Here is a 24,422-nt window from a genome sequence, read left to right as displayed (position 1 = left end):
TCGCGCTCGGCAGTGGTCAGCCGGTCGTCGCGCTCCCCGGTGTCGGCCCCGGCCTGGCGCACCCACTGCCGCAGGGCTTCTTTGCGGACGCCGAGATCCCGGGCGACATGCGCGACCAGGCGTCCGCTGATGCGGACCTCACGGACGGCCCGCTCACGGAGCTCGTCCGGGTACTTACGTGGTGCTGGCACTGCTCGTGGTTCTCCTTCGGGCCAGGATCATAAGCCTGGCTTCAGGGACTCCACGAAACCGAGGTCAGCTCAAGAAGACTGTCACGGAGGTAACCCGTTCTCTCGCCGACGTCGGCTGGCAGCACACCAATCAGGGAAGCTACCTGCACTGGAAGCCCGAGGAAGGAGACGTCAGGCTCACCCTCGACGCCCTCGCCGCCCAGAGCCCCAACGACACCTCGACCACCTGGGGAATCTGGGCAGGACCGGACGTTGATCACCTCAAGTGGGCCATCAACGCCTCTCATCACACGCCTGCGGCTGTGCTTTCCCATCTTGCCGGTGAACTGGCTTACGGGATCGGAGCCAGTCGGCAACCAACGCGGCGCAGAGGTAACCCTCGTTCAAGCATCAGAGGTGCCGCCATACCGCCGCCTCTTGCCAAGCCTTCACCACTGCGGATTTCGAAATGATCGGTTACAGGGCTGGATAACCTGCGGCGATGACGAGTCCCCGGGCGCCGGGGGCACAGCCCTCACCACCTATGTACTGGGAGGGGCCGCCCCCGCGCGGAACAACACCTTGCCGGTCCCGGGTTGGTGGCCCCAAGGTCGCCGCGTGGCTCACTAGGTTCATACACGCCTCGACCTGGCATATTCGCTTTGGCTGGTTCCGTGTGGCTACTGTGTCGTCGCGAAGTCCATGTGGTCCCGTAGAAGGGACCGACCCCCGACCGGCATTTTGCCGCCCGAGGATGAGCACCCTGGTGACACAGGAGATGAACGGTGCCGGCCCTGCCCCGATCGGCCGTCACCTAGCTGAGTGGCGTACACGCCGAAACCTCACCGTGGCCGACCTGGCGAGGCGTTCCGGCCTTCCGGAGCAGTTGATCGCTAGCTTGGAATCGGGAACGGACTGGGTCGACAGACGGCATGTGCTGAACTCGCTCGCGACTGGGCTCCGCCTGGACCCCGCCGAGTTGACCAGTCAGCCGTACACGCCGTGCGGGGCGGACCATGCCACCGTGCACGCCACTGCGTGGCATGTGCGCCGGCACCTGACCCGGTTGTTCGCGGGGGAGTTGGCGCAGGACCATGTCCGGGCCGACACGGAACAGCTGGCAGGGCTCCTGGAAGCCGTGCGGACGGCCGACGATGGCGGGGACTTAGTCACAGCCGCGTCCGAGGTTCCGCGGTTGCTGGAGCTGATCGGCCCGCTGGTCCAGCACCCCGGCGACAACGAGGGGGCCGCGCTTCGCTCGGCCGGGTACACAGCCGTGGCGCGGCTTCTGCGCCGCATCGGATATCGCGATCTTGCCTGGAGCGCCCTCCACCAAGCGCGTCCTGCGGAGGAGGGCTTCACGCTGGTGATGGTCGAGGAAGTCCGGCTGCTGCTGGATATGGGCCAGCCCGCAATCGCCGTCACCCGGGCGGTGGGCACGGGCGCCGCCCTCCCCTTCGAGGTTCTGCTCCCTCTGTCCCTCGCCCACGCCTGCCTCGGGCAGGAGGCACAGAGCGAGCGTCTCCTTGAGGCCGCCGAGGAGATGGTCCCTGGGCCGGAGGAGGCGTCCGCGGTCGCGTCCGCTAGGGCCTTCGCGGCAGCGGAGCGCGGTGCCTTCGACCAAGTGCTTGGCCACGCGCTGGATGCTGACCGCCTTCCGGCCAGCGACCGCGCCGGCCTGCTGGTGCTCACCGCGTCCGCGCGGGCACGGCTCCACCGTTTCGCGGAAGCGGTTACGGACCTGGCGACGGCGGAGTCTGTCGCACCGCTCCACACCAGGCTGAACCCCCTGGCCCGGGAACTGGTGAGCGTCCTGTCCTCTCGTGCCGAGAACCATGCCGACGTGGTGGGCGGCATCGCGGCACGGTGCGGCATGACGTGACCCTGCCTGTTCGGGCAATGCCCAGTTGTGGCAGCTGGACCTGGCCTAACCTACGGAGTGTCGAGGAGTTGGGCGGACGGTGATGGACGAGCGGCAACAGCAGCTGGCCAAGCTGATCGGCACGAGGGTGCGTACGCTCCGCGGCAAGCGGGGCCTGTCCTTACGGGCGCTGGCCGGGCTGGCGGGTGTTTCGAACGGCTACCTGTCGATGGTCGAGTCCGGGCAGCGGCTCTTGAAGGACCCTGCCTACATCAATTCGCTCGCCAACGCGCTGAAGGTCGCGCCATCGGAACTGCTAGGGCAGCCCTTCGCCCCGGTGGACCTACACGCTACGCAGGCCCACGCCGCGATCCCGGAGCTGCGGCTCGCCCTGATGGGGATGACGGTGGGCAGTCCACCGGACCGGCGACCGCCAGAGGAGTCCATGCTCCGGCTGGCGGCGCGAGTGCGGCGGGCGAACCGGCTGTACCACGCGGCGGAATACGGGGCCTTGGCGGTGAGGCTTCCCGCGCTGCTCGCCGATCTTCATGCGGCGGCTGCAGCGAGTGAGGGTCGTACGCGGCTGAAGGTACTGAGGCTACTGGCCGACACCTACCACCCGGCGTGCACTCTGATGCTGAAGTCGCTGGGGTACATGGATTTGGCCTTCATCGCGGTGACGCGAGCCAGCGAGGCCATCGCCGAACTCGAAGACCCGGTCTACACCGCTCTGAGCGGCTTCTTCGCCACGCACATCCTCATGGCGGCCGGCAGCACCGAGCAGGCGCTGTCCAAGGCGACCGCCATGGTGAACCTGCTGGAGCAACACCTAGCTCACCCGAACACAGAGGCGCTGCTCGGCGAGCTACACCTGCTCTCCGCCACCACCATCACCAGGGACCGCAGCCGGCCGGTCGGCGACCGCACCTCCGACGTGCGGTCACACCTGGTCGAAGCAGGGCGCCTGGCCGAGCTGAGCGGGGAGACCCGCGCGTTCCATCTCAACTTCGGGCCGACGAACGTCAAGATCCACCGCGTCAGCCTCAACACCGACCTGGGACACCACGGCGACGCCGTCACAGCGGGAAGCAAGGTCCACCCCGAGATCATCAACGCCCCCGGCCGGCAGGCTGCCTACCACTCCGACCTGGGTCGGGCACTCACCCATGTCCGCGGGCAGGAGTCGGCCGCCGCCGAGCGGTTCCTTCGAGCGGAGATGATCGCCCCTCAGAGAGTTCACGCCGACGCACTGATCGGCGACTCGGTCAGCTACCTCCTCGGAAAACGGCTTCCCGCCCACGTGAAGCGGGACCTCGGCGGCCTGGCCCACCGCATGGGCATCAGCCGCTAGCCCCCGAGAGAGCTAGCGACCGCTCCCTCTCCGGACTGCCCTCGGGCGGCCTCTGTATGTCGCCGAACGGCGGGTCTTGCAGCGCTCGGCACTGCCGCGCTGCCGAGTGTTCACAGCTGTGAGCAATCGGCGTGACGTGCTTTCTACGGTCTGTCATCGGTGACGCGCGGCACCTGTGTGAGAAGCCGGGCAGGTGCGCAACTCCGTAAGTGAGAGAGGGAAGCCGATGCTCGAATCCGTCAGCCATCTGGAAGAGGTGGCTCGTGAGTGGGAGATCAATCCCGAGGACGTGCTGCTCATCGCGCTGAACAGCTGCGGGGCGCGCTCGCCGCTGGACAAGCCGCGGATGCGGTTCCAGCTGACGTTGGGCTCGCGGCCGGCCGAACCGTTGTACCTGATCTTGTCCTTGGGCCGGCAGGACTCGCCGTTCGAGATCGACGAGCATGAGCTGCGATTGCACGGCGAGCGAGTCGGCACGGTCAGCGGTATCGAGGACGATGACGCCGTGCTGGGCTACTGGCGCAACGGCACCAAGATGCTCACCCTGAACTCGAACCAGCGGTCCCAGTGCGTCGGGTGCACGTTCTGCCCGAACACGCTGGAGGGCGCCTCGGACCCGGCGATCCGCGAACTCGACCTGCCCGGCTACTTCACCGCCCTCGCAGCGAACTCCGGTATGGAGGATCTGTCATCGGTGGAGACAGTCACGGTGTGCACCGGCTGCTTCCTCTACGAGCACTTGGCGCTGGAGCACCTGGAGGGCGTACGCGCCGCCATGCGCGGCACAGGCTGCGAGGGCACCCTGCACTTCCTGTCGTCGGTCCTCACTTCTCCCGAGGGTCTGGACCGCGCCGCCGCACTCGGGCCGTTCCACCTGACGCTGACGGTGGAGTGCTTCACCAACCGGGCGAACATCCTCAAGCAGTCCAAGGCCGCGCTGACGGTGGACCAGATGATCGCCGCGCTGGGGGCGGCGAAGGAGCGGGGCATCACCACGGACTTCACCTACATCGTGGGGCTGGACCCGATCGAGGAGGCCGTGGAGAACCTGAAACGGCTGGTGCCGGTGACCACGACGTTCCCGCGGTTCCAGACGTTCCAGGCGCACAACCCCTACATGGACGTCTACCGCACGCCGGGGTCGGACACGATCGAGTGGAACCTGACGATGCGCCGCGCGGTCGAGGAGCTGTTCCTGGAGACGGGACTGCGGCCGGAGTGGTGGCAGAACTACCGCTCGCCGTGGGCGTACACGTTCGCCGGGGAGCAGCTGACCGGGGCGCGGATCTGATGGCCGGGCTGAACGGTGACACCGTGACGGTGGTGCGTGCGGTGCGGGTCTGGCCGATGGCCGGGCAGTCGGCCGGGTTACCGACCGGGCTGCCGGAGGCGGTCGCGGCCGTGGCGGTGGACCCGGCGGGTCCGTCGTGGCCGGAGCACCGGACACGGTTCGCCATTGAGGTCGTCGGCGACGGTGTCTCGGGCTGGCACGCGCCCGTGGGGGAGAACGTGGCGCGGCTCGTGCTGGACACGCTGGCCGACGGGCTGGTGGGGCACGACGCGGCGGCGCCGCGCAAGCTCGCGTACCGGCCGCGGGCGGGCCGACACCGGCGAGGGGCGCACGCCCGGCAGGCCGTCTCGGCCGTGGAGCTGGCGTGCTGGGACCTGGCGTCGCGTGCCTCGGGGCGGACGGTGCCGGAGTTGCTGGGCGGTGCGGTGCGGACCCAGGTGCCGGTGTACGCCTCCGCGCTCGGTCTGGACCCGGCCCGTCCGGAGGCAGAGAAGGCGGCGGCGTGGATCGCCGAGCAGGGATTCTGGGGGGCAGAAGTGGCCGATCACCAAGGGGTTGCTCCGCCAGGGGCCGCGGGCCGTCGCCCGGGTACTGGGGGGACTGCGGGAGGCTGCGGGCGAGGGCCGGTTCATGGTCGACGGGCTGCGCCGGTGCCGTCTGGACGAGGCACTCGCCCTGCTGCCGGTGCTGGCTGACCTGGAGGTCGCCTTCGCCGAGGAACTGCTGGAGCCTGGCGGCTTCGCCTGGGCCCGGATGCGGGCGGCGGGAGCAGGGGTACCGATGGCGGCCGGGGAGCACGCGGTCGACGAGCAGGAACAGACACGGCTGCTGGCCGACGGGGCGGTGGATGTGTGGCAGACCGACCCAGGATGGTCGGGCGGGCTGGCCCGCTCCCTGCATACCGTGGAGGTCGCCGCCGATCTGGGGATGGCGACGTTCCCGCACGGAGACCGGCTCTGGGCGGCGCTGGCGCTGGCCGGTGCATGCTGCCGCGACAAGATCCCGGCGGTGGAGTGGCACCTGACACTGGAGCCGCTGCGGCAGCAGGTGTTCACCGAGCCGATCGTCGTAGAGGCGGGGCTGCTGCCGTTCGGGCCCGGCGCCGGACTCGCCCCGTTGCCGGTCGCCTCCTCGCCTCTCCCGGCGTGGGAGGTCAGGTTGTGAGCGGCCGGGTGGTGTGGGCCGGGGTGCGGGCGGTCTGCTTCGATCTGGGCGGCACGCTGGTGCGCCCGGAGCCGGTGGCGACGACCGGCCAGGTCGCCGAGATCCTCGGCATCTCCTTGGAGGAGGCCCGCGCCCTCATGGGCCGGGGAGCCAAGCGGCGCCTGGTCGCCCCGCAGGACCTTGCCCACGAGCTCGCTGCCGGCTTCGGGCGGCCTGGGCTCGCCGGCCCGCTCACCGAGGTGCTGGAGCGGGCTCGGCGCCGGGCCCAGGACCCGCAGCTGTACCCGGATGTGCCGGACACGCTGGCCGCGCTGCGGGGGCGGGGCTTCGCCCTGTTCGCCATGACCAACGCGCTGGGTTCCTCGGTGCCCGAGCAGGAGCCCGAGGTGCTCCGGGAACTGTTGGACGGCGTCTTCTACTCGGCGCGCACCGGCACGATCAAGCCCGAACCGGAGGCGTTCGCCATCGTCGAGCGGGCCTGTGGCCTGAGCCCGGAGAAGTTGCTCCACGTAGGTGACTCGCTGGCCGCCGACGTGCGGGGCGCTGCCTCGGCCGGGTGGCACACGGCCTGGCTGGACCGTCATCACGCGACCGGGCCGCTGGTGTCGGCGGCGCGCACGTTGCGTCTGTCCTCCCTGAACACCCTCCCACTGCTGCTGCCCGCCAGGGTGGCGGCCGTCCCGACCGCATCGGAGGTGGCCCGCTGATGGAGCCGTCCCGCACGTCCCGCCCGGCAACGCCCCCCGTTCACGACGCTCTGGCGTCGTCGGTGCCGCTGTTCGACCCCAGTCAGTTGCCGCTGCGCACGTGGTGTGAGGGCAGCCGCGAGGATGCGGTCACCGGTTTGGTCGCGTTCCCCGACTTCCACAGCCACATTCCGCGCTGCCTGGCCGCGGCTCTGGCCGAGGGGCGGCTGGTGGCGCTGGCGATCGGGGACGTCGACGGGCTGAAGGATCACGTGGAGCTGACGAACTCCACCGACCCTTCCTCCTACGGGCACCTGGCCGGCAACGAGGTCATGGCAACCGTGGGGGCCACGGCCCGCACGTGGTTCCGCGAGCAGCCCTTCGACTTCGGCTGCGTGGCGACCTTCGGCGGCGACGAGGTCATCATCGCGGCGGTCGTGGATGGCGCCGACGCGTTCCACCAGGCTCTCGGCGTCCTGCGCGACTGGCTCGGCGCCGCCCTGCCGGTGACGGTCTCCTTCGCCCTGACGTTCGTCACCGCCCGTGACCTGCCCATCGAGCGGAAGCGCGGCTGGAAGCACACCTTCACCAACACCCTGCTCGCGGTGGTCGACCGGACGCTGTTCACGCACAAGGCGGCCCGCCGCGCCGGTGGCGGCACGGGCGGCATCATCGCCGTCACCCGCCCCCACACCAGCGGGTCCGGTTCGGAGGAGGCCGGGCCGGATCCGCTGGCCCTGCTCCCGCTGCCGACCGGCCCCGACACGCTGCACGTGGTGGCCCGTCCGGGGCGGCTCGGCGGCCGGGGCTTCCTACTGCTTCCCTGTCGCGGACCGGCCGGGCAGCGCGGCGCCCAGCTGCGGGTCACCTTCCCCACGGACACCGCCAAGACCGTCGTCGCCTACGCGCTGCACGGGCAGGCCGCGGTGCCCTACGCCGCCGGCACCGAAGGGGTGACCGGTGTGCCGCTGGTCCTCCAGGCCGTGCGTGACCGCAGGCCCCGCAGCATGCCCGAGGACCTGGCCGACGCGCTGGAACGGGCGGGACTGGACTGGACGACGGTGCCCTCCCACGAGCAGGCACAGATCCTCCACCTGGTCACCGAGGCCGGCACTCCGGAAGTCCGGGCCGGGAGGATCACCGCCGCCGTGGATGCGGTCGCCACACGGAAGGGGCGCTGAGGTGACGGACACCGCCGTGCTCCTCGATCCGGCCCTCGCAGGGCCGGGAGGCTTTCCCGACTGGAGTCGGGCCGCCGCGCACGCCACGGCCCATGTCCCGGACGCGGCCGTCACCGCCGCCTGGCGGGCCCTGAACTACCTGTGCGCCGCGCAGCTGTACCTGGACGACAACGTGCTGCTGGACCGCCCACTGCGGGTGGAGGATGTGAAGGAGGTTCCGAGCGGGCACTGGGGTGTGTGCCCGCCGGTTAACTACATGCTTGCCCACCTGGGCCCACTCACCGCAGGGCGGCCTCCTGGCAGTGAAGTCCTGATCGTCCACGGCGCCGGCCATGCCGGACCATCGGCCCTGTCCCACGCCTATCTGACCAAGACCCTGGCCCTGACCGGCAACACCCCGGACTGGTCCACCGCCGGACTGCAGGCGCTGGTCGCAGGCTTCCCGCACACGCGGGCATACGGCGGGGAGATCACCCCACTCATCCCCGGCGTGCGCTACACCGGTGGCCAGCTCGGGCCAGCACTCGCCGTCGCGCAGGGCATGGTCCTGGACGCCCCGCACCGCTTCGTGATTGCGCTGCTCGGCGACGGGGAACTGGAGACCGGTGCCGCTACGGCCGCGTGGACGGCCCGGCGCGCACTGTTCGGGTCCGGGCTGCACGGCGCGGTGCTGCCCGTCGTGCTGGCCAACGGCCAGCGGATGGGTGGCCCCTCGCTGCTGGCCGATCTCAGCGAGGACGAGCTGCGCGCGTACTTCGCCGGCCTGGGGTACGAGCCGTTCCTCCACGACGGCGCCGACACGGCCGGCTTCCGGACAGTCCTGGCCGAGGTGCTCACCCAGCTGCGCCCGCTCGGCGTCGCCCGGCCGCAGCCGGTGCTCGTGTTGACTATGCCGAAGGGCGCAACCGGCCCCGAACAAGTCGGCGACCGCCGGATCATCGGGACCCCGGCCGTCCACAAGACCCCGCTGAAGGACCCCGCCCGCAACCGAGCGGAGTTCGACGCCCTCGCCGCTTGGCTGGCCTCGTACGAGCCCGCCTCGCTGTTCACCGACCGTGGGCAGCCGTCCGACCTCGTCCAGCAGGCGCTGCCGCACCCGCCGCCCCGCCCCCGCCCGACCCCACCGAGGGCACCGCTCGCAGTCCGCGGAGAGCAGGCGTGGCCGCTGGTCAGCGCGATCATCCGCGAGCGAGCCGCCGCCGGCGCCTTCCGGCTGTTCAGCCCGGACGAGGCCGCCTCCAACCGGCTGCACCTGGCCGACGACGGCAGTCGTCTGCCGGCGTGGGCGAGCGAGATCCTCAACGAGGAGATCTGCCACGCCTGGCTTCAGGGGTACACCGAGACCGGCCGGGACGCACTGCTGGCCACCTATGAGGCGTTCGCCGCGATCAACACCAGCCTGCTCGTCCAGCACCTCAAGCACCGCAGCATGCGGACTGCGACCGGCCACGACGGGCAGCCGAACATCAACTACCTGATCACCTCGCTGGGCTGGCGCAACACCTACACCCACCAGAACCCCGGGCTCGTCTCCGCGATGCTGGAGACCGAGGAACCGAGCATCCACGTCTACACCCCGGCCGACGCCACCCGCGCGGCGGCCGTCCTCGCGGCCATGCTCACCGGGCGTGACCGGGCGAACTTCCTGATCGCCGACAAGCACCACACGCTCACATTCCCCCCGGACACCTTCCGCGAGGAGCTGACCTGCGGCGCCGCGATCTGGCCCCATCTGAGCACCCCCAGCCCGCAGCCCCCGGACATCGTCCTGGCCTCCGCCGGCGACATCGCGGCACGCGAACTGTCCGCAGCGGCCAGCAACATCGCCGCCGCCCGCCCGGAGGCACACATCCAGTACGTGCACGTCAACGACCTCACCGTCCTCGGCCACGCGGGCACCTGGCCTGCCGCACTGCCCGACGACGCCTTCGACCGCCTCTTCCCCGCCGACGTCCCCGTGCTGCTGGCCACCGTCACGCACGCCCCGGCCGTACGAGCCCTGCTCGCCGACCGCGGCGAATCCACCCGCGTCCGCGTGGTCGGCTACCGCGACCCCGGCCGCCCCCTGCCGTCCGCCGACCTGCTGGAGCACTGCCGCCTGTCCACCGCCGCGCTCACCGCCCAGGCACTCTTGATGCTCAAGGAGCCGCGATGACCACCCCGCTCACACCCACCCCGGAGCAGCTGGCCGCCTTCGACCGCGATGGGCTCCTCACCCTGCGCGCCGCTCTGGCCCCCGAGGTCCGCGACCGCGCGACAAAGGCAGCCGTCCGGCTCCTGGCCACCAACCGGGCCGCGGGCCGGGACCGCTCGGCCGACGGTAAGGACGGCTTCCGTGGCGTCGTCGCCCTGGACGACGCCTTCCTCCCGCTCGTCGCCAACCCGGCCGTGCTGCCCACGCTCGTCGCGCTGCTCAGCCCCAACATCCACCTGCTGTCGAGCAATCTGATCTCCATGCCGTCGATCCCCGACGGGCAGCGCACCATCCGCGTGCCGTCCCGGCACGGCTGGCACCGCGACATGTCCTCCACCGTGGCCGACCTCGGTGCCGAGCACACGCCCCGCCTGGCGATCAAGGTGGCGTACTTCCTCACCGACCCGGGCCCGGACACCGGGTTCACGATGTTCGTGCCCGGCAGCCATACCCTCACCGGGCCCGTCACCGTCCCCCCGGGAAACATCGACCCGCCCGGCGCGATCACTCCGGACCTGGGCCCGTGCGACGTGGTCCTCTTCGAGAACCGCACCTGGCACGCCGGCGGCCTCAACCGCTCCGGCCGCACCCGGCTGGCCGTGATGATGCAGTACGGCTACCGGTGGCTCAACCAGGTCGACGACCCCGCCCACGCCCTCCTCGACCGGCCGGACCTGGACGACGTCGAGCGGCAGCTCCTCGGCGTCCGCGACCGCCACCCCGACGGCTCCGTCGCTCGCGAAGGCTCCGGCAGCCGACCCCTCACCGACTGGTGGCAGCACCTGACCGCGTCCCCGGTTCGTTAACCGAACACCCGACCCTGACGGCACCACCGCGAGAGACTGGACCCGTGACCTCCTCCACACCCTTGTACACACCCGACGAGCTGTTCGCATCGACGGCGCCGTACTACGCCGCCTTCCGGCCCCGTTACGCGCCCGAGTTCTACACCCTGCTCGCCGACGTCTTCGGCCTGGACGGCACCCAGCGCGTCCTCGACCTCGGCGCAGGGCCCGGCATCATCGCCCTCGACCTCGCCCCGCACGTCGGTGAGGTCATCGCCGTCGACCCCGAGAAGGGCATGCTCGAAGAGGGCCGTCGCCTGGCCGCCGAGCACGGCATCACCAACATCACCTGGCGGGAGGGCGACTCCACCAGCCTGCCGGCGATGGACATCGGGCCCGTGCTGCTCACCGTCATGGGTGCGGCCTATCACTGGATGGACCGCGACCAGGTCGCCCGGGACCTCGACCAGATCATCGAGCCGGGCGGAGCGATCGTCCTCGCCTCCGGCGGCGCCCCCGGCGACCTCGAGCCCGCCCCCTGGCGGCAGGTCGTCGACGAGGTCCGCACCCGCTACCTCGGCCCCGAACGCCGCGCCGGCTCCGGCACCTACTCCCACCCCAAGGAACGCCACCAGGACGTCCTCGCCCGCTCCCCGTTCTCCCAGGTCGACACCGCGCGCTGGGACCACACCCTGACCCGCACCGTGGACGAGGTCGTCGGCTGGGCCTTCAGCCTCTCCTACTCCAGCCCCGCCCAACTCGGTAAGAAGAAGGACGCCTTCGAGCAGGACCTGCGCGAGGCGCTGGTCGCCTTCGCCCCGTCCGGACAATTCGACGAGGTGATCCGCACCGAGGCGATCATCGCCAGCAGGCCGTGACCCCACCGCAGCCCGGCAAGCGGCACACCGTGCCCGATCGGTGCCGCCGATCGGCGAGGCCACCGCTCCCACGAGCCGGGAAAGGCCCATGTTGCAGAAGGTGGCCGAGCAGCAGTGACCTGTCCGCATGAGCGAGGCCCCTCACCGACGACCCCTTGAACCCAAGCCGTGAGGGGCCTCGCTCATGTCATGCGGTGGGCGGTTCGATACCGAGCACGGTAGCGCTCATCGCGCCGGGCAGGCGCCCGGTCCTGAACCGCGAAGCCAGGCAACATAGCGCCAGATCGCCGGTTAGCCAAACCGGCGATCCCCCGCATCATTGAAGGTCCACCGCCACTCCATGCCCATGACGTCGAAAGGCACCGCCAAATCGATCACAACCCGAAGCCGCAACTGCTGCCGGCGCTGGCTGTGAGCTGTCAGGCCGCCGCGTAGCTTGCACGGAACAGGTCCTGCGCTCGCTCCAGGTCCCGCGGGGTGCGCAGCTGCACCTCCAGGTCGCCCGTGCCGTGGTGGCCGAGCCCGGTCACGTCCCGGGTGAAGCCAGGCACCAGGTCGACCTCTTTCGGGTCGGCCTTCAGGTAGACGAGGAGCTTGGTCTTCTGCGGCGGGCAGACGCAGGCGAAGTTCCGCAGACGCTGGTACGCCCGGTACGTCTTGCGCTGCACGCGGTTCACGCCATCCCCGAGTGCGAGGAGGGTTTCGTCCAGGGCTTGGGCCAGCTCGTCCAGCGCCGCGCTCCGGCCGTCCTTCACTGCCAGTACGGTCGACTGCCTGCGGGCCCGTCGCACGGCAGGCGGCCCGCCGCTGACCGAGGCAACGGTCTCAAGGCCGAGCAGGTCCCTGCCGAAGAGTCGGTAGCGGACCAGGTCGATCGACCGCCGGTGCTCACGCACGGCATGCACGTCGTAGCGCGTGAAGTCACCGGCGATACAGATCAGACGCGGTCTACTCCACAGCACCTGGGACGCGGCCGTCCTCCCGAGCCGGTCACGGACCAGGTGCTCAAACTCGGCTCGGTGATCCATTAGCCACGAGAGGTAGAACAGCCCCTGGTTGATGACGCCGGCATCCACGCCGCGCTTGTACTCGACGATCACTGGCGACCCGTTCTCGTCCAGCCCGAGCGAGTCGATCCGGCCCCCGTGCACCGGCCCGGTGCCGTACTCGCTCGCCAGGAACCGGACGCCCAGCACTGTCTCCATGTGGGCCTCGACCATGCCTTGCACGTCCGCCTCGGTCTCGGCGAGACGCGGCGCGACCTCGATCGCGCCGCTCGTCGTGTGGAACAGCTTCAGGCCCGACACCTTCCCCTCCTCGGTTCGGAGATCGTCAACGCCGGGCGGGCCTGGGATTGTTTCCGCGGAGGGCTTCGGCCCTGTGAAGATGGTGTGAGACCCTACGTCCGGGCCATCGGGACACACGGGTCCCACCGTTCCAGGAAGCTGGAAGATCCCACATACGTCCCACAGACCCCATGGGCAAGCCCCTGGAATACTGCCTTTCCGCAGGTCAGTCCCCGTAGCTCAGTGGATAGAGCAGGCGCCTTCTAAGCGCTTGGCCGCAGGTTCGAGTGCGAAAGCGCACTGTCAAGGGCTGACGCTCGGCCCCGTGTCGATGTGGAGGACGTAGCCCCGATCCACCCCCGCTTGGCTACCTCCGGGAGCATCCCCGCGCTGACGGGGAGGACGTGGCGTAGCCGATGGCCGCCCCCGGATCACGCGGAAGACCCCCGCGCTGGCGGGGAGGACGTGCCGGTCGGGATCGACGGCGCGATCCTGGCCGGATCACCCCCGCGTCGGCGGGGAAGACATCACCCTGCGCATCCCCGGCCGCGTCGCCGACGGATCACCCCCGCGTCGGCGGGGAAGACTGCCCGTACGTGACCTTGTCGTCCTCGAACTCCGGATCACCCCCGCGTCGGCGGGGAAGACTCCTCGCCGGGCTCCTGGTAGACGTAGCCGATCGGATCACCCCCGCGTCGGCGGGGAGGACGTGCTCGGCCTGCCTGACCTGCCCTACGTCGACGGATCACCCCCGCGTCGGCGGGGAAGACGACCGCGTCAGCGTGGCACCGGTCCCGGACGGCGGATCACCCCCGCGTCGGCGGGGAAGACGGGGTCCGCACCACCCGTATCCGTCTCGACCGCGGATCACCCCCGCGTCGGCGGGGAAGACGCTGCGCACGGTGCCCGACAGGACACGTGGTACGGATCACCCCCGCGTCGGCGGGGAAGACGCATCACCCCAGTAGCCGAGGTTGTCCCAGTGCGGATCACCCCCGCGTCGGCGGGGAAGACAGGGTGTCTTGGGAGGATCACTCTCGCGTCGGCGGATCACCCCCGCGTCGGCGGGGAAGACGACGCCCACGGGCGCATGGAGCTGACCTCGAACGGATCACCCCCGCGTCGGCGGGGAAGACCACTGGGAGCGGTTGTACGAGCTGCACCGGGCCGGATCACCCCCGCGTCGGCGGGGAAGACGCCCGCGCCCTGGCCGAGGCCATCCACATGTCCGGATCACCCCCGCGTCGGCGGGGAAGACGCGCTCGTGTCCAGGGCGGTCCCAGTGGTCTCCGGATCACCCCCGCGTCGGCGGGGAAGACGACCGCCCCTGCGTCCAATAGGTCTCCAGTAGCGGATCACCCCCGCGTCGGCGGGGAAGACCTTTCTGACCTGCACCTCAAGAAAGGCTTTGCACTTTCTTTGCATTGCGGGGGACGCTGTGGCGTGACCTACAGAACTGCATGTCGTCACCTTATCGGGGTGGGTGGCTGCAGCACTGTCGGCGGAGAGTGGTTGGATGCCGGTTCCGGTGGCGGGCCTGTCCGTAGGCTGGGGTGGAGGGCGAGAGATGGCGAGGGAATGGGAAGCGCCGGATGAGTCGGTGTGGGGGAAGTCGAAAGGGCTGGACCCGGGACTGCCGCCGTATCCGCTGATCCGGCATCTGCTGGATGCTGCCGCGATGGCGCTGCACCTCTGGGATGCTTACTTGTCCGAGAACCAGCGTGTGCGGATCGCCGAGGGGATGGGGCTGGCAGCCGATCCGGGACGTGCCCGGACGGTCGTCGGGTTGTGTGCCGGACTGCATGACATCGGCAAGCTGTCAGGGTTCCAGTTCTGTTCCTCGCACGGGAGCCAGTACCTCAGCGCGGAGCTGCGCGGTGATCGCGCGAAGATGAGCGCGGAGCGGTTCGGGCATGACGTGGCCGGCCTGCAGAGTGTGAAGAAGGTGCTGGTGGATCTGGGCCTAGCCGCCGACGGTGAGCTGCGGGTCGCAGAGCGGCTGGCCGAGGTCATCGGCGGTCATCACGGGCGTTTTCACCGCGCCGAGGACGATGTCGCTCCGGCGTTTTTCGGTGGGGCCGCCTGGGCGCGGCAGAGGGCTGCGCACGCAGCCGCGGTGTGCGAGTCGTTGGGAGTACCGGGGGTTCCGGGGGTGTTCAAGGCGCCGGCCGCGGTGCTGGTGACGGGGGTGGTCATTCTTGCGGACTGGCTGGTCAGTCAGGAGGGCTATCTTCGGGAGCGGCAGCGACGGCTTGAGCCGGTGCTGGCGGATCATTTCGAGCGTTCCCGGAAGGACGCGCCGCGTCTGCTGGCCGAGGCCGGGCTGACGCGGGTGCAGTTGCAGCGCAAGGGGTTCGCGGAGGTGTACGGCATTCGGGGTGAGCCGAATCCGTTGCAGCGGTCCGTGATGGACGAGCTGCGGAGGGCTGTGGGTGAGGGGCGTCACGGCGGCGTCTTCCTGGTCACGGCGGCCCCGGGGGATGGGAAGAGCGAGACGGCTCTGGAGGCCGAGCGGGTTCTGTCTCAGGCGTTCGGTACGCAGGGGTATGCGTTTTTGCTGCCGACGATGGCTACCAGTGATCAGATGCATGGGCGGGTCGCGCATGCGTTGCTGCGTCAGTCCGGTGAGGATGCCGGGCTGACGCTGGTGCACAGTATGGCCTGGTTGAACAGCGCTTACGCCGACGAGGACCTGGACGCGCAGGGCGTGCTCACCTGTGATGGTGACGAGGTCGGGCAGGGGAGCCGGAGGGCGGAGGCCGACATGCGGCCGCAGCGGTGGCTGCGCGGGTCCAAGCGGCCGCTGCTGGCGCAGTTCTCGGTCGGCACGATCGACCAGGCCCTGATGGCGGTGCTGCCGGTGCGGCACAACGCGCTGCGGTTGCTGGCGTTGTCGGGCAAGACGTTCATCGTTGATGAGGCTCATGCCTATGACCCGTACATGCAGGTGTTGTTGGGCCGGCTGCTGAACTGGCTCGGGGCGTACGGGGTGCCGGTCGTTCTGTTGTCGGCGACTTTGCCCGCGTCGGTCAGCGACCGGCTGATCAAGGAGTACTTGAAGGGTGCCGGTCACAAGTCGCGTGGCCTGAGCAGCCGGACGTTTCCGGCGCCCTATCCCGGTTGGCTGTATGTGGACGGGGAGAGCGGTCGGGCGACCGCGATTTCGCCTGCTCGTCAGGGTGAGCAGGCCCGTGCGCGGGCCATGGAACTCGGTGTCGCGGTGGAACCGGTCGTCCATGGTTCGGGGGGTGGGGGCCGGGCTCGGCTGGGGGTGATCGAGCGGTTCCTGAAGCCGGTGTGCGAAGGCGAGGGCGGCACCGCGCTCGTGGTGTGCAACACCGTGGGGGACGCGCAGGACACCTACCTCAGGCTTCGTGAACGGTTCGACATGCGTTCCCATGACGAGGGCGGAAGCGTGCAGTTGCTGCACGCCCGTTTCCCCGGGGACGTGCGCGAGGCCCGCACGCGGGAGGTCACCGAGGGGCTGGGGCGCGGGGGCCCGCGTCCGATGCGCCGGATCGTGGTGGCCACCCAGGTCGTGGAGCAGTCGCTCGATCTTGATGCGGACATCGTCATCAGCGACCTCGCGCCGTTGTCCCTGCTGCTGCAGAGGGCCGGGCGGTGCTGGCGGCACGAGAATCACTGGGCCCGGCACGGCTACCCCGGCGGTCGTGGCCGCCCGGCCTGGGCGGGCGGGCCACGTCTTGTGGTGCTCGACCCGATCGCGGGCGGCGGCAAAGTACCGGAGCAGTGGGGCGAGGTGTATTCCGAGCACCTCCTGGCCACCACCTCGAGCACTCTTGCCGGGATCGAGGGCGGGACCATCTCCATCCCGGGCGGTGTGCAGCACCTGGTCGAGGCCGTGCACGGGGACAACGAGGATTTCGACTGGAACAGCCCGGGCGGCAAGGCGGCGAAAGCCTGGACGGCTCACAAGGGCAAGGAAGTGGCGGAACGCAGCATGGCCGGCCTCCTGGCCGTCCCGCGTGCGCGGAGCATTTCCGCATTGCACGATCTGCATGATCTGCCCGGTGAAGAGGATGAGTGGGAGGTGTCCACCAGGCTCGGCGCCGACTCGGTGCGGCTGCTGTGCGCGTACGTCCAAGAGGACGGTCGAGTGACCTTGGATCTGGAGGGCGAGCACCTGCTGCCCGAGGCCGCGCCGGACGGCAAGCTGCCCGTCTCGTCCGTGCGGCAGGTGATGCGCCGCACCCTTGCAGTCCGCTCCGACTGGCTCAAGGGGGCGGACCCTGAGAGTGTCGCCCCGCCGAAGTCGTGGACGGAGCACCCGATGCTCGCAGAACTACGTGTCCTTCACCAGCTTGTGCTGGGTGGGACCGCACAGGCGGTGAAGATCGGCGACAGGACACTTCGCCTGGACAAAGACCTCGGACTTGTCCGTGAGTGACCAAGTCCCGTCGGGCACCCCCACCTCGGTGGGGAAGGCGTAGGGCTTGGGCAGCCTCCCTGCCCCTCGACTGAAACCCCCCCGCATTCGGCAGGGACCCGACCCCCGGAAGGTGCCCGAGGGCCACCGCGCGCAGACTATCGGGAGAAGCGGTGGTATGCCTCAGCAGCTCCCAGCAGCAAGGCTCTGCACGATCCGACCGTCGCCGGGTCAGGACGCACGCCGATCACGAGCACCCAGGGTGCCGCAGCGGTCCCAGGGGACGGGAAGGGGCGACGGCATGGTTCTCCTCATAGCCGGACCGACGATCCCCTTGCGGCGTCGGCGCGTTGAAGAGGGTTGTAGTCCACTCGGAGCACTTCGGACGCATCGATCTTCACCCCTCCCGCTCCCTCCATGCCACCCGCACCCTCCTTGGTCTTCGACCTTCCGGAATTAAGTGCAAGCGCAGTTGAGGGCTGCTCTACTGGTGCCGCGTCCGACGAAGGCGGCCTCCCTGTCAGTGGTAGCTGCTTCAATGTCGGGACGCTGGAAGCATGGCTGCTGGGGGCTGTGTCGTGCCCGCATGTCGTCTGGAGCAGGGGCGGTTGGAGGGGATGTCCGTGAGTGTGGGATTCGACCTGCGGGTCGAGCCGTGGATTCCGGTGCGTCTGCTGGCCGGGGAATCGGTGTGGGTGGGCTTGGGTGAGTTGTTCAAGCGGGCGCACGAGATCGAGGATCCGGCTCCTGCGCCTCCTGCCCCGCATCGTCCAGGACGTCCAGACCCTGTTGGCCCCGCCCCACGCCCACACCACCACAGCCGACGACGACACCGACGAGGAACACTCCGAACGGCGTGACGTGAAGATGGTCCACCTCTGGGACCCCAAAAGTGGAGCGCTCCCAGCAGGCGTCAACTACGCCGACGGAGGCGACTGATGCCCTCCATGGTCGTCATCGCCACCACCGCGGTCCCCGACCATCTGCGCGGCGCCCTCAGCCGATGGACCAGCGAGGTAGTACCCGGCATCTTCGTCGGCAGCGTCTCCGCCCGCGTCCGCGACGAACTCCGGCACGCCGTCACCGAAGTCGTGGGCAACGGCGCCGCCGTCCTCGTCCACCCCGCCGCCACCGAACAGGGATACGCCATCCGCACCGCAGGCACCCGCCGCCGCATCCCCGCCGGCTTCGACGGCCTTACCCTAATCCGCATGACCACCGCACCGAAGGCAAAGAACATGCAAACCCCCTCCTAAAGCGCAGCTCAGAAAGAGTCCTCCCCGCCGACGCGGGGGTGGTCCGCGGACCAGGGCGGGTGCCTCGGTGCCGTCCTCGTCCTCGCCGCCGACGCGGAGGTGTTCCAGGCGGGAAGAAGGCGGCTGAGGCGTTCCTCGAGTCCTCCCCGCCGACGCGGGGGTGATCCGAATGGGGACGACCCGGTCGAGGTCTCCCCGCGTCTTCCCCGCCGACGGGGGGGTGATCCGCCTTGAATATGGAGCTGCTCATGCGGCTGCGCGGGCGAGGCTGAGCAGGCCGGCGCCGTAAGACTTGGCTCGTCCGATGCCGCCCAGTACGGCTTGGGCAAGGGCGTGAGGGTCGGTGACGGTGGCGGTGCCGTCGTAGCGCACCAGGTGATGCCGCACGGCGGCGGCGTTGTCGCCGCGGCCGTGCGCGGCAGCGATCGGGGTGGGCAGCGCGGTGGTCAGGTGGAGTCCGGCCTCGTGGGCGCGGCGTGCCCACCATTGGTCGGCATCCGGGCCGGTGAGCGCGATGCGTTTGCCGCGCTGGCCCTTGTTCTCCAATGGCAGGCGTTCGGTTTTGACCGGGTTGACGACGATGCGGTAGCGGACGGCGAGGCCCTTTTGGAGGGCGTTGAGCATCGGGGTGAGGTCCTTGACGTCGGCGTGGCCGTAGTCGTCGGGCAGGCGCGTCGGGTCGAGGGCGGCGGCTTGGACTAGGAGCGTGCTGAAGGTGTCGGTTACGTCGAGGCGGTACAGGAGCCCGGCCGCCTGCCGGGGGCTGTCGCCCAGGCCGTCGGGGACCAGGCGCATGAGGGTGCGGTGCATTTCGGTGGCGTTGCGCAGGTCGCGCTGGACGGCGCGGCTATGGGGATTGAGGCGGATGCGGGCGAGGGCCGCGCCGGGGCTCATGCGGCGGCCTCCTTCATGGCGTAGTCGATCAGATTGGTGGGCAGGGTGCGAGGCCGGTGACCAGGTGCAAGGGGAAACGTTCTGCGGTGCGGTGGAGCCGGCGCCGGCTGTGGCTGTGGCCGTGCGGGGTGAAGCAGAAGGGAACGTCGTACACGGTGAGCATGTCTGCTGCCCCGGCCGCCGCGGGCGGCGGCGGTCTGGTTGTTGGGCTGGCCGCCCCCAGTGGTTTGGTGGTCGACGAGCCGGCCGCCGGGCCGGTCCACCTGGACGGTGAACTCCAGAGCGGCGTAGTGGTGGAGCGCGCCTGTGTCCTGGTGGGGGATGCTCTGCGCGGTGTCGAGCGCGCAGAGCAGCGCGGCACGGGTGGGGAACGAGGCCGTGTCCCGGCCAGGGGTGAGCGCCGAGCGTTCGTCCCGGGGCTGCACCGGGCCGGCCAGCCGGAGCACGAGTGCGTTCACGCCCCCGCCTTGGCGGAGAAGGCGGCGTCGATGAGGGCGTAGCAGGAGTCGTGCGCCGCTTCGGGCACGTCGGGGGAACATCTGCACCATGCGGTGGCGCAGTCGGATGCTTTGCACATTGCCGCTCAGGTCTCGGCGGGCCTGGCGTGAGCTGGGCGAGGGAATGGTGAAGGTCGGCCACAAAGTTACCGGGGGTTCCTCTCCGATGTTGCGAAGTGGGTGTCGATGTAGTTCTGGAGCTTCTCCAGGTAGCCGGTGCCGAAGCCTTCGTAGGCGGCGTCCGACAGGTGCACGGCACGCCGGTACAGCGGCCGAGGCCGGTACTGGCGTGCCAGCGGCGCGAACGACATCGGCTCGTCGGTGACTTCGCCGCTGTGGTGATCTCCGTCACCCTTGTCCGGGGCGTCAGAGTTCACGGGGAGCGCACCGAGCGGTCTGTCGCCGTAGAACTCAATGGGCTTCGGGCCGCTGCGCGGCCTCTTGGCCGCCAGGGGCAGCTGTACCAGGTGGCGCAGCGGGTCTTCTACGCATCCCAGCAGGATCGGGCCTTCCGGCGGGCAGGACCGGCGGCCGAGAAAGAGGGGCCAGTACGGGTCACTCAGGGCAGCGGCGCATGCGTGCAGCAGTGCTTCGTCGTCGGACGTCAGCGCGAGCGTGAAAGCAGCGTCGGCTAGGTACTGGCGCTTGGATGTCAGAGTGCTCTTACGCTCGGGGCGGTGTTTTCCATCAACAGTAATCACTGTCTCGTCGGCGGGCAGTCCGCCGCCGACGGTGTGGTAGTCGGACAGCACGACACCGGGTCGGTCGACACGTACTGTCATCGACAGCTCCGTGAGGTCGTCCACGGACGCCTGGCGCACTCGCCCGAGACCTGCGGCAAGCATGCCCACGATGCCGGACCGGGTGGGGAATCGGGCTGTGTCGCGCTGCGAGTACTTGCTGTGCGTGCCCCAGGACTGGAGTGGGCCTGTCAGACGCAGCAGCAGCCCGTGGGAGGGCCTTTCGGTCACTGCGGGGCCTCGGCGAGAGCGAAGTCGACGGTGGCGGTGACGAGAGCCTTGAAGGACGAGTGACGCTCGCCGAGGTGCTCCAGCTTGTCGAACTGGAGGGAAGCATGTGCTGCGTGCAGAACGCGCTCGGGGCCGAGGAGAGTGTTCGCGGCTTTGGCGTACGCGTCGATGCCTTCCACGGAGCGCCCGACGTAACCGCCGTGTCCGGCAGACCGCACGGGTTCCTCGAAGGCTGCGGCGAACGACAGCGGCCGGTCGGAGCGGACCGCCACGTGGACCAGGTGCGGGATGGTGTGCGGGGCGGTGGAGTTCTTCTTCGCCTGCGGCAGGGACTCGATGAAGGAGAGCAGGAAGTGGGTGACGAGTTCGCGGGCGGCTTCGAGAGCGATGTTGCTGTCATCGCTCAGATTCTTGATGAGTTCCTTGAGATCGACGGTGGCGAACCGGTAGAAGGTGCCGGTGCTGTACTCGGCAGTGCCCATGTGGCCGCTGCCGGTTTCATCGCCCTTCGCCTGGGTGACATCGTCGACAGCTGCGAAGTAGTCGAGTTCGACCTCGGTGGTGTGCGTGGTGAAAGCGTGCGCGACTTGGACGGCGCCGTCGACACTGGCCTGGTCGACCTCGGCGAGCATGCGGCCGAAGAGGTTGATGACCCCGTTCTTCTTGAGAAGGATCTTGTCGATCTTCCCCTTCAGAGCGCTTTCGGGCTTGTTCTTTCCCTTGCCGGTGAAGTCGGTCGTGAGCGCGTCCTTGTGGGCTTCGGCGATGTCGGCCAGGTCCTCGACCGCGTCTTCAGGGAGGTAGACGAGCGCGTTGGTCAGGACCTTGTTCGTGATGGGCTGCTTGTCTTTCCCCCTGGCCATCTCCCACTTGATGCTGCTCCCCGCCGCAACATGCGCACCCGCACGTTCGGCAAGCGCCTCGTCCCACCCGCGGTCGCGAAGTGCCTCGGCGACCCGCTCGCCGATACGGCGTGTGCGCAGCGCGTTCTCGCCGAGCGTGTCCTGGAAGTGCTCGCGGATGGCCCGCTTCCAGGACTGGCTGGAGATACGGGTACGCAGGGCGTCGCCGTATAGCATGCTTTTCACCGAGTTGGTGTCGTCCCGATTCAGGTTCGCGTAGGGAACGGGTTGGACGACGTGGATGTCGATGAAGCGTGGCCTGAGGTCCATCGGGATCTCCTGTGAGTGAGGGGGTCAGTCCTGGTCGGCGCCGGCCGTGATCCGGTAGAAGTCCTGCAGCCAGCGGCGGCTGATACGCCCCGACTGGTATGGCCAGTCGACGAGGTCTGCCAGCAACTGTCCCCAGTCGATGGAGGTGCCGGTGGTGCGTACCTGATTCACCGCAGCAGGGAGGTGCAGGTGGATACCGCGCAGGCTCTGCCGCGTCAGGAGGTTGATACGGCTCTCTGCGGCGCTCTTCCGCATCGACGCGCCCTTCGCGATGACTGCTTGGCCCAGGGCGGCACCGAACGAGGCGCCATACGGGGTCGGCCCGGGCGGAGCAACCTCCTCGTCCGGCTCCCCCTCCTCCCGAGAAGCCTGCTTCTCTGCCGCCACGGGTTCGTCTGCGGTGTCTTCGTCGTCTCCCTGGTCGGGTGAGAAGGCGTGTCGGGGCTGGGCCGCGATCAGCGCGGCCACCGTGTAATGGGCTTGCGCTGTCTTGTCGTCGCACCCTTCCGGCAGTCGCAGCGTCAGCAGCCGGTGCATGGGGCGGATGCGCGGGTGGTCCAGGTCGCGGCGCAAGCCCGCGCGCAGCGCCGCACGGGCACCGGGGTCTGTGCGGCACAGGCGTTCGATGTGCTCGGTGAATGCGGCATACGTGGCGCGATTCCTCTGCCGCTTGCTCGCTTCAGGGGCTTGGAAGGTCACAGCTTGTCCTCGGATCGGCGGGTGACGGTCACGACCTTCTGGCCGCACTTTTCGTCACCGGTTGCTCCATCGCCTTGTGCGGGTCTTTCAAGGCGGCGAGAATAATGGACTTCGCCCCGGTGACGGCCTTCGCGCCCCGTGGTGTGCGCGTCACGGAGCCGGTCACCGCCTCGTAGGCGTCGAGCGCGTGCCGCCCGAAGGCCCGGCACGCGGCCTCGAAGTCGAATCCGGTGTCCATGGCGCTGCCAGAACGTGTCAACTGCCGGAACCGCGACCAGAACTCGTCCTCCGCCGACGGCCAGTACCGTGCCGCGACCGCGTCCAGCCAGGCACCCGGATCGTTCTTCCTGTCATCCGTGTACTTCAGCCAGGCTTCCTTCGTGGCCTGCTCCAGCCGGTCCCCGAAGAGCTCGCCGAGTTCACGGAGCTGGCGTACGGGCCGCTCGGTGCTCGCCGCATCCTCCTCCACCCGGGACAGGAGCACCGGGGTCACGGAGTCGACGTACTGGTGGTTGCCTGCCTGGCTGGCGTCCTGTTCGAAGCCGAGCGCGCGTACCCGCACGTACTCGCTGACGTCGAAGGCATGGTCCATGACCTTCGGCTGGATGGGGCTTGAATCATCCAGCTGCTTGAGCAGAAGGGCGTCGATGTCCCGCCACAACGAGCGAGAGGAGGAGGCGAGCCGGGGGAACGTCTTCCCGTCCTTGGCGATGTCCCAGATCAGGTAGTCGTCTTCCGGCCGGATCCGCTCGGCGTCATAAGCCCAGGTGATGTACGCGTCGGCCGTATGCTCACCGTCCGGGGCGGGGACAAGACACAACGCGTGCTGTGAACAGGCGGTGAGCCGTGAGCAGGGGCCCTGCGGCTCGGGCATCGGCGCAAGCGGGTCCGGGAGGTCCTCGCGCTCCCAAGGACACAGGTCAGTCAGCCGGCTGACGTCGCCGTCCGGTGGGGTCAGACCTGCCAGCAGCGTCAGGAACAAGTTGTCGCACTGAGGGTGATACGACAACGCGGCTCGCAGTGGTGAAGCCTTCGCATAGTGGCTCCTCACATGCCCGACCTCACGCCTGGAAAGGGCGCCCGGGTCTCCCCAGAAGTGCCAGGTCAGCAGCGACAGTGCCGCCTGCGAAAGATTGGGCAGTACGGGACTGTCGTGGCTCCAGTGCCCGAACCAGGAGTGATTGTTGCCCGCTGCCCGGCTCATGACCAGCTTGTGGACGCCGGCCGTGTTGTTCCTGTCGCACTGGTCAGGGAGGCGGGGGTCCTGGAGCCACGGACGATCACCATCGAACAGGTCGAAGCGGTGGCCCCACTGACCGAAGTAGCCCTCAATGCCGGCCTTGCGGCCGTCAGACAGTTCGATGCTCTCCTCAGGAAATCCCTGTTCGAGGACTTGTTCCCGCCGGTCGCCCCAGCTTCCGGGCCCTGCCTCGTCCAGAGCGGTGATCCGGGCGGTCAGCGCATACAGCAGGCGCAGCAGCGCCGAGTGAGCCGGAGCTTCCGGGATCAGCAGAGTGCGGATCTCTCGCGCGTGCACAAACAGATCCCTGAGACCCACTTCAGGTGGGCCCGACCGCCCCTCCACCCACGCGACCGGAATCCATGGCCGGTCGATCAGATCGGACGCAGACGTGGTCACGCCCCTCCCCCCCATCGGTGCACGTCACCGAATACTAGAAGGACAAGCGAGGCGGGTGCA

The 24,422-nt window shown here is 69.4% G+C and carries 22 protein-coding genes, 1 pseudogene and 1 CRISPR repeat array; of the genes and pseudogenes, 14 read left to right on the top strand and 9 right to left on the bottom strand.

Annotated elements, in window-relative coordinates; translation table 11 throughout:
* Positions 1-191 (bottom strand): transposase (locus ABZ340_RS17565; protein ID WP_358782648.1); only part of this gene is annotated, 191 nt, incomplete at its 3' end.
* On the opposite strand from ABZ340_RS17565, the gene ABZ340_RS17560 reads away from it, so the two are divergent.
* From ABZ340_RS17560 to ABZ340_RS17510, 11 genes and pseudogenes are all read left to right on the top strand, one after another.
* Entirely contained in the window at positions 179-643 is a 465-nt protein-coding gene (locus ABZ340_RS17560; RefSeq protein WP_358782647.1) for a DUF317 domain-containing protein, read from the top strand. The two genes, ABZ340_RS17565 and ABZ340_RS17560, sit on opposite strands and share 13 nt — an antisense overlap.
* Before the next feature lie 29 nt (positions 644-672).
* On the top strand, positions 673-2,052 hold the full coding sequence (locus tag ABZ340_RS17555) for a helix-turn-helix transcriptional regulator (RefSeq protein WP_358782646.1): 1,380 nt from the start codon (positions 673-675) through the stop codon (positions 2,050-2,052).
* A gap of 82 nt (positions 2,053-2,134) precedes the next feature.
* Positions 2,135-3,382 (top strand): helix-turn-helix transcriptional regulator, encoded by a 1,248-nt coding sequence (locus ABZ340_RS17550; protein ID WP_358782651.1) that lies wholly within the window; start codon positions 2,135-2,137, stop codon positions 3,380-3,382.
* Between the two features lie 226 nt (positions 3,383-3,608).
* Positions 3,609-4,673 (top strand): radical SAM protein, encoded by a 1,065-nt coding sequence (locus ABZ340_RS17545; RefSeq protein ID WP_358782645.1) that lies wholly within the window; start codon positions 3,609-3,611, stop codon positions 4,671-4,673.
* Positions 4,673-5,032: pseudogene (locus ABZ340_RS17540) on the top strand (mandelate racemase); the annotation flags it as partial. The gene ABZ340_RS17545 and the pseudogene ABZ340_RS17540, both read left to right, overlap by 1 nt.
* A 196-nt stretch (positions 5,033-5,228) precedes the next feature.
* Positions 5,229-5,837: an enolase C-terminal domain-like protein gene (locus ABZ340_RS17535; protein ID WP_358782644.1), complete on the top strand. Its 609-nt coding sequence runs from the start codon at positions 5,229-5,231 to the stop codon at positions 5,835-5,837.
* The gene (locus tag ABZ340_RS17530) at positions 5,834-6,544 is read left to right on the top strand and encodes an HAD family hydrolase (RefSeq protein WP_358782643.1); all 711 of its coding nucleotides are present in this window, start codon (positions 5,834-5,836) and stop codon (positions 6,542-6,544) included. Before ABZ340_RS17535 ends, ABZ340_RS17530 begins: the two co-directional genes overlap by 4 nt.
* Positions 6,544-7,704 carry a GGDEF domain-containing protein gene (locus tag ABZ340_RS17525; RefSeq protein WP_358782642.1) on the top strand — a complete coding sequence of 387 codons (1,161 nt, stop codon included), beginning with the start codon at positions 6,544-6,546 and terminating at the stop codon, positions 7,702-7,704. The genes ABZ340_RS17530 and ABZ340_RS17525 overlap by 1 nt, the downstream gene beginning before the upstream one ends.
* Before the next feature lies 1 nt (position 7,705).
* Entirely contained in the window at positions 7,706-9,859 is a 2,154-nt protein-coding gene (locus ABZ340_RS17520; RefSeq protein WP_358782641.1) for a phosphoketolase, read from the top strand.
* On the top strand, positions 9,856-10,704 hold the full coding sequence (locus tag ABZ340_RS17515) for a phytanoyl-CoA dioxygenase family protein (RefSeq protein WP_358782640.1): 849 nt from the start codon (positions 9,856-9,858) through the stop codon (positions 10,702-10,704). The genes ABZ340_RS17520 and ABZ340_RS17515 overlap by 4 nt, the downstream gene beginning before the upstream one ends.
* A 44-nt stretch (positions 10,705-10,748) precedes the next feature.
* Positions 10,749-11,561, top strand: a complete 813-nt coding sequence (locus ABZ340_RS17510) for a class I SAM-dependent methyltransferase (RefSeq protein ID WP_358782639.1) — start codon at positions 10,749-10,751, stop codon at positions 11,559-11,561.
* A gap of 419 nt (positions 11,562-11,980) precedes the next feature.
* Here the strand turns inward: ABZ340_RS17510 and ABZ340_RS17505 are convergent, their stop codons facing one another.
* Entirely contained in the window at positions 11,981-12,868 is an 888-nt protein-coding gene (locus ABZ340_RS17505; RefSeq protein ID WP_358782638.1) for a DUF5655 domain-containing protein, read from the bottom strand.
* A 354-nt stretch (positions 12,869-13,222) separates the two neighbouring features.
* A CRISPR array of direct repeats spans positions 13,223-14,227; the repeat unit is 29 nt; unit sequence CGGATCACCCCCGCGTCGGCGGGGAAGAC.
* A 187-nt stretch (positions 14,228-14,414) separates the two neighbouring features.
* Between ABZ340_RS17505 and ABZ340_RS17500 the strand changes: the two genes are divergently transcribed.
* The 3 genes from ABZ340_RS17500 to cas2e all read left to right on the top strand — a co-directional run bounded on the left by ABZ340_RS17500 (position 14,415) and on the right by cas2e (position 18,490).
* Positions 14,415-17,255 (top strand): HD domain-containing protein, encoded by a 2,841-nt coding sequence (locus ABZ340_RS17500; protein WP_358782637.1) that lies wholly within the window; start codon positions 14,415-14,417, stop codon positions 17,253-17,255.
* 684 nt (positions 17,256-17,939) lie between these two features.
* Positions 17,940-18,173, top strand: a complete 234-nt coding sequence (locus tag ABZ340_RS17495; protein WP_358782636.1) for a hypothetical protein — start codon at positions 17,940-17,942, stop codon at positions 18,171-18,173.
* Positions 18,173-18,490, top strand: a complete 318-nt coding sequence (cas2e, locus tag ABZ340_RS17490; RefSeq protein WP_358782635.1) for a type I-E CRISPR-associated endoribonuclease Cas2e — start codon at positions 18,173-18,175, stop codon at positions 18,488-18,490. Before ABZ340_RS17495 ends, cas2e begins: the two co-directional genes overlap by 1 nt.
* Before the next feature lie 246 nt (positions 18,491-18,736).
* Here the strand turns inward: cas2e and cas6e are convergent, their stop codons facing one another.
* The 7 genes from cas6e to casA all read right to left on the bottom strand — a co-directional run bounded on the left by cas6e (position 18,737) and on the right by casA (position 24,362).
* Positions 18,737-19,384 (bottom strand): type I-E CRISPR-associated protein Cas6/Cse3/CasE, encoded by a 648-nt coding sequence (cas6e, locus tag ABZ340_RS17485; RefSeq protein ID WP_358782634.1) that lies wholly within the window; start codon positions 19,382-19,384, stop codon positions 18,737-18,739.
* Positions 19,381-19,842, bottom strand: a complete 462-nt coding sequence (locus ABZ340_RS17480) for a type I-E CRISPR-associated protein Cas5/CasD (protein WP_358782633.1) — start codon at positions 19,840-19,842, stop codon at positions 19,381-19,383. Before ABZ340_RS17480 ends, cas6e begins: the two co-directional genes overlap by 4 nt.
* Positions 19,839-19,961 (bottom strand): hypothetical protein, encoded by a 123-nt coding sequence (locus tag ABZ340_RS17475; protein ID WP_358782632.1) that lies wholly within the window; start codon positions 19,959-19,961, stop codon positions 19,839-19,841. Before ABZ340_RS17475 ends, ABZ340_RS17480 begins: the two co-directional genes overlap by 4 nt.
* 66 nt (positions 19,962-20,027) lie before the next feature.
* Entirely contained in the window at positions 20,028-20,852 is an 825-nt protein-coding gene (gene cas5e / locus ABZ340_RS17470) for a type I-E CRISPR-associated protein Cas5/CasD (RefSeq protein ID WP_358782631.1), read from the bottom strand.
* Complete coding sequence (gene cas7e / locus ABZ340_RS17465; RefSeq protein ID WP_358782630.1) at positions 20,849-22,024, bottom strand: type I-E CRISPR-associated protein Cas7/Cse4/CasC; 1,176 nt, start codon at positions 22,022-22,024, stop codon at positions 20,849-20,851. The genes cas5e and cas7e overlap by 4 nt, the downstream gene beginning before the upstream one ends.
* Positions 22,025-22,048: 24 nt before the next feature.
* Positions 22,049-22,723: a type I-E CRISPR-associated protein Cse2/CasB gene (casB, locus tag ABZ340_RS17460; RefSeq protein ID WP_358782629.1), complete on the bottom strand. Its 675-nt coding sequence runs from the start codon at positions 22,721-22,723 to the stop codon at positions 22,049-22,051.
* A gap of 28 nt (positions 22,724-22,751) precedes the next feature.
* On the bottom strand, positions 22,752-24,362 hold the full coding sequence (gene casA, locus ABZ340_RS17455; RefSeq protein WP_358782628.1) for a type I-E CRISPR-associated protein Cse1/CasA: 1,611 nt from the start codon (positions 24,360-24,362) through the stop codon (positions 22,752-22,754).
* Positions 24,363-24,422: the final 60 nt, after the last annotated feature.

The sequence above is a fragment of the Streptomyces sp. NPDC006134 genome, assembly GCF_040628835.1.
In the GTDB taxonomy this organism is placed as follows: domain Bacteria; phylum Actinomycetota; class Actinomycetes; order Streptomycetales; family Streptomycetaceae; genus Streptomyces.
The sequence above is the reverse complement of the archived record's forward strand: the minus strand, read 5'-3'. Positions and strand labels throughout refer to the sequence as shown.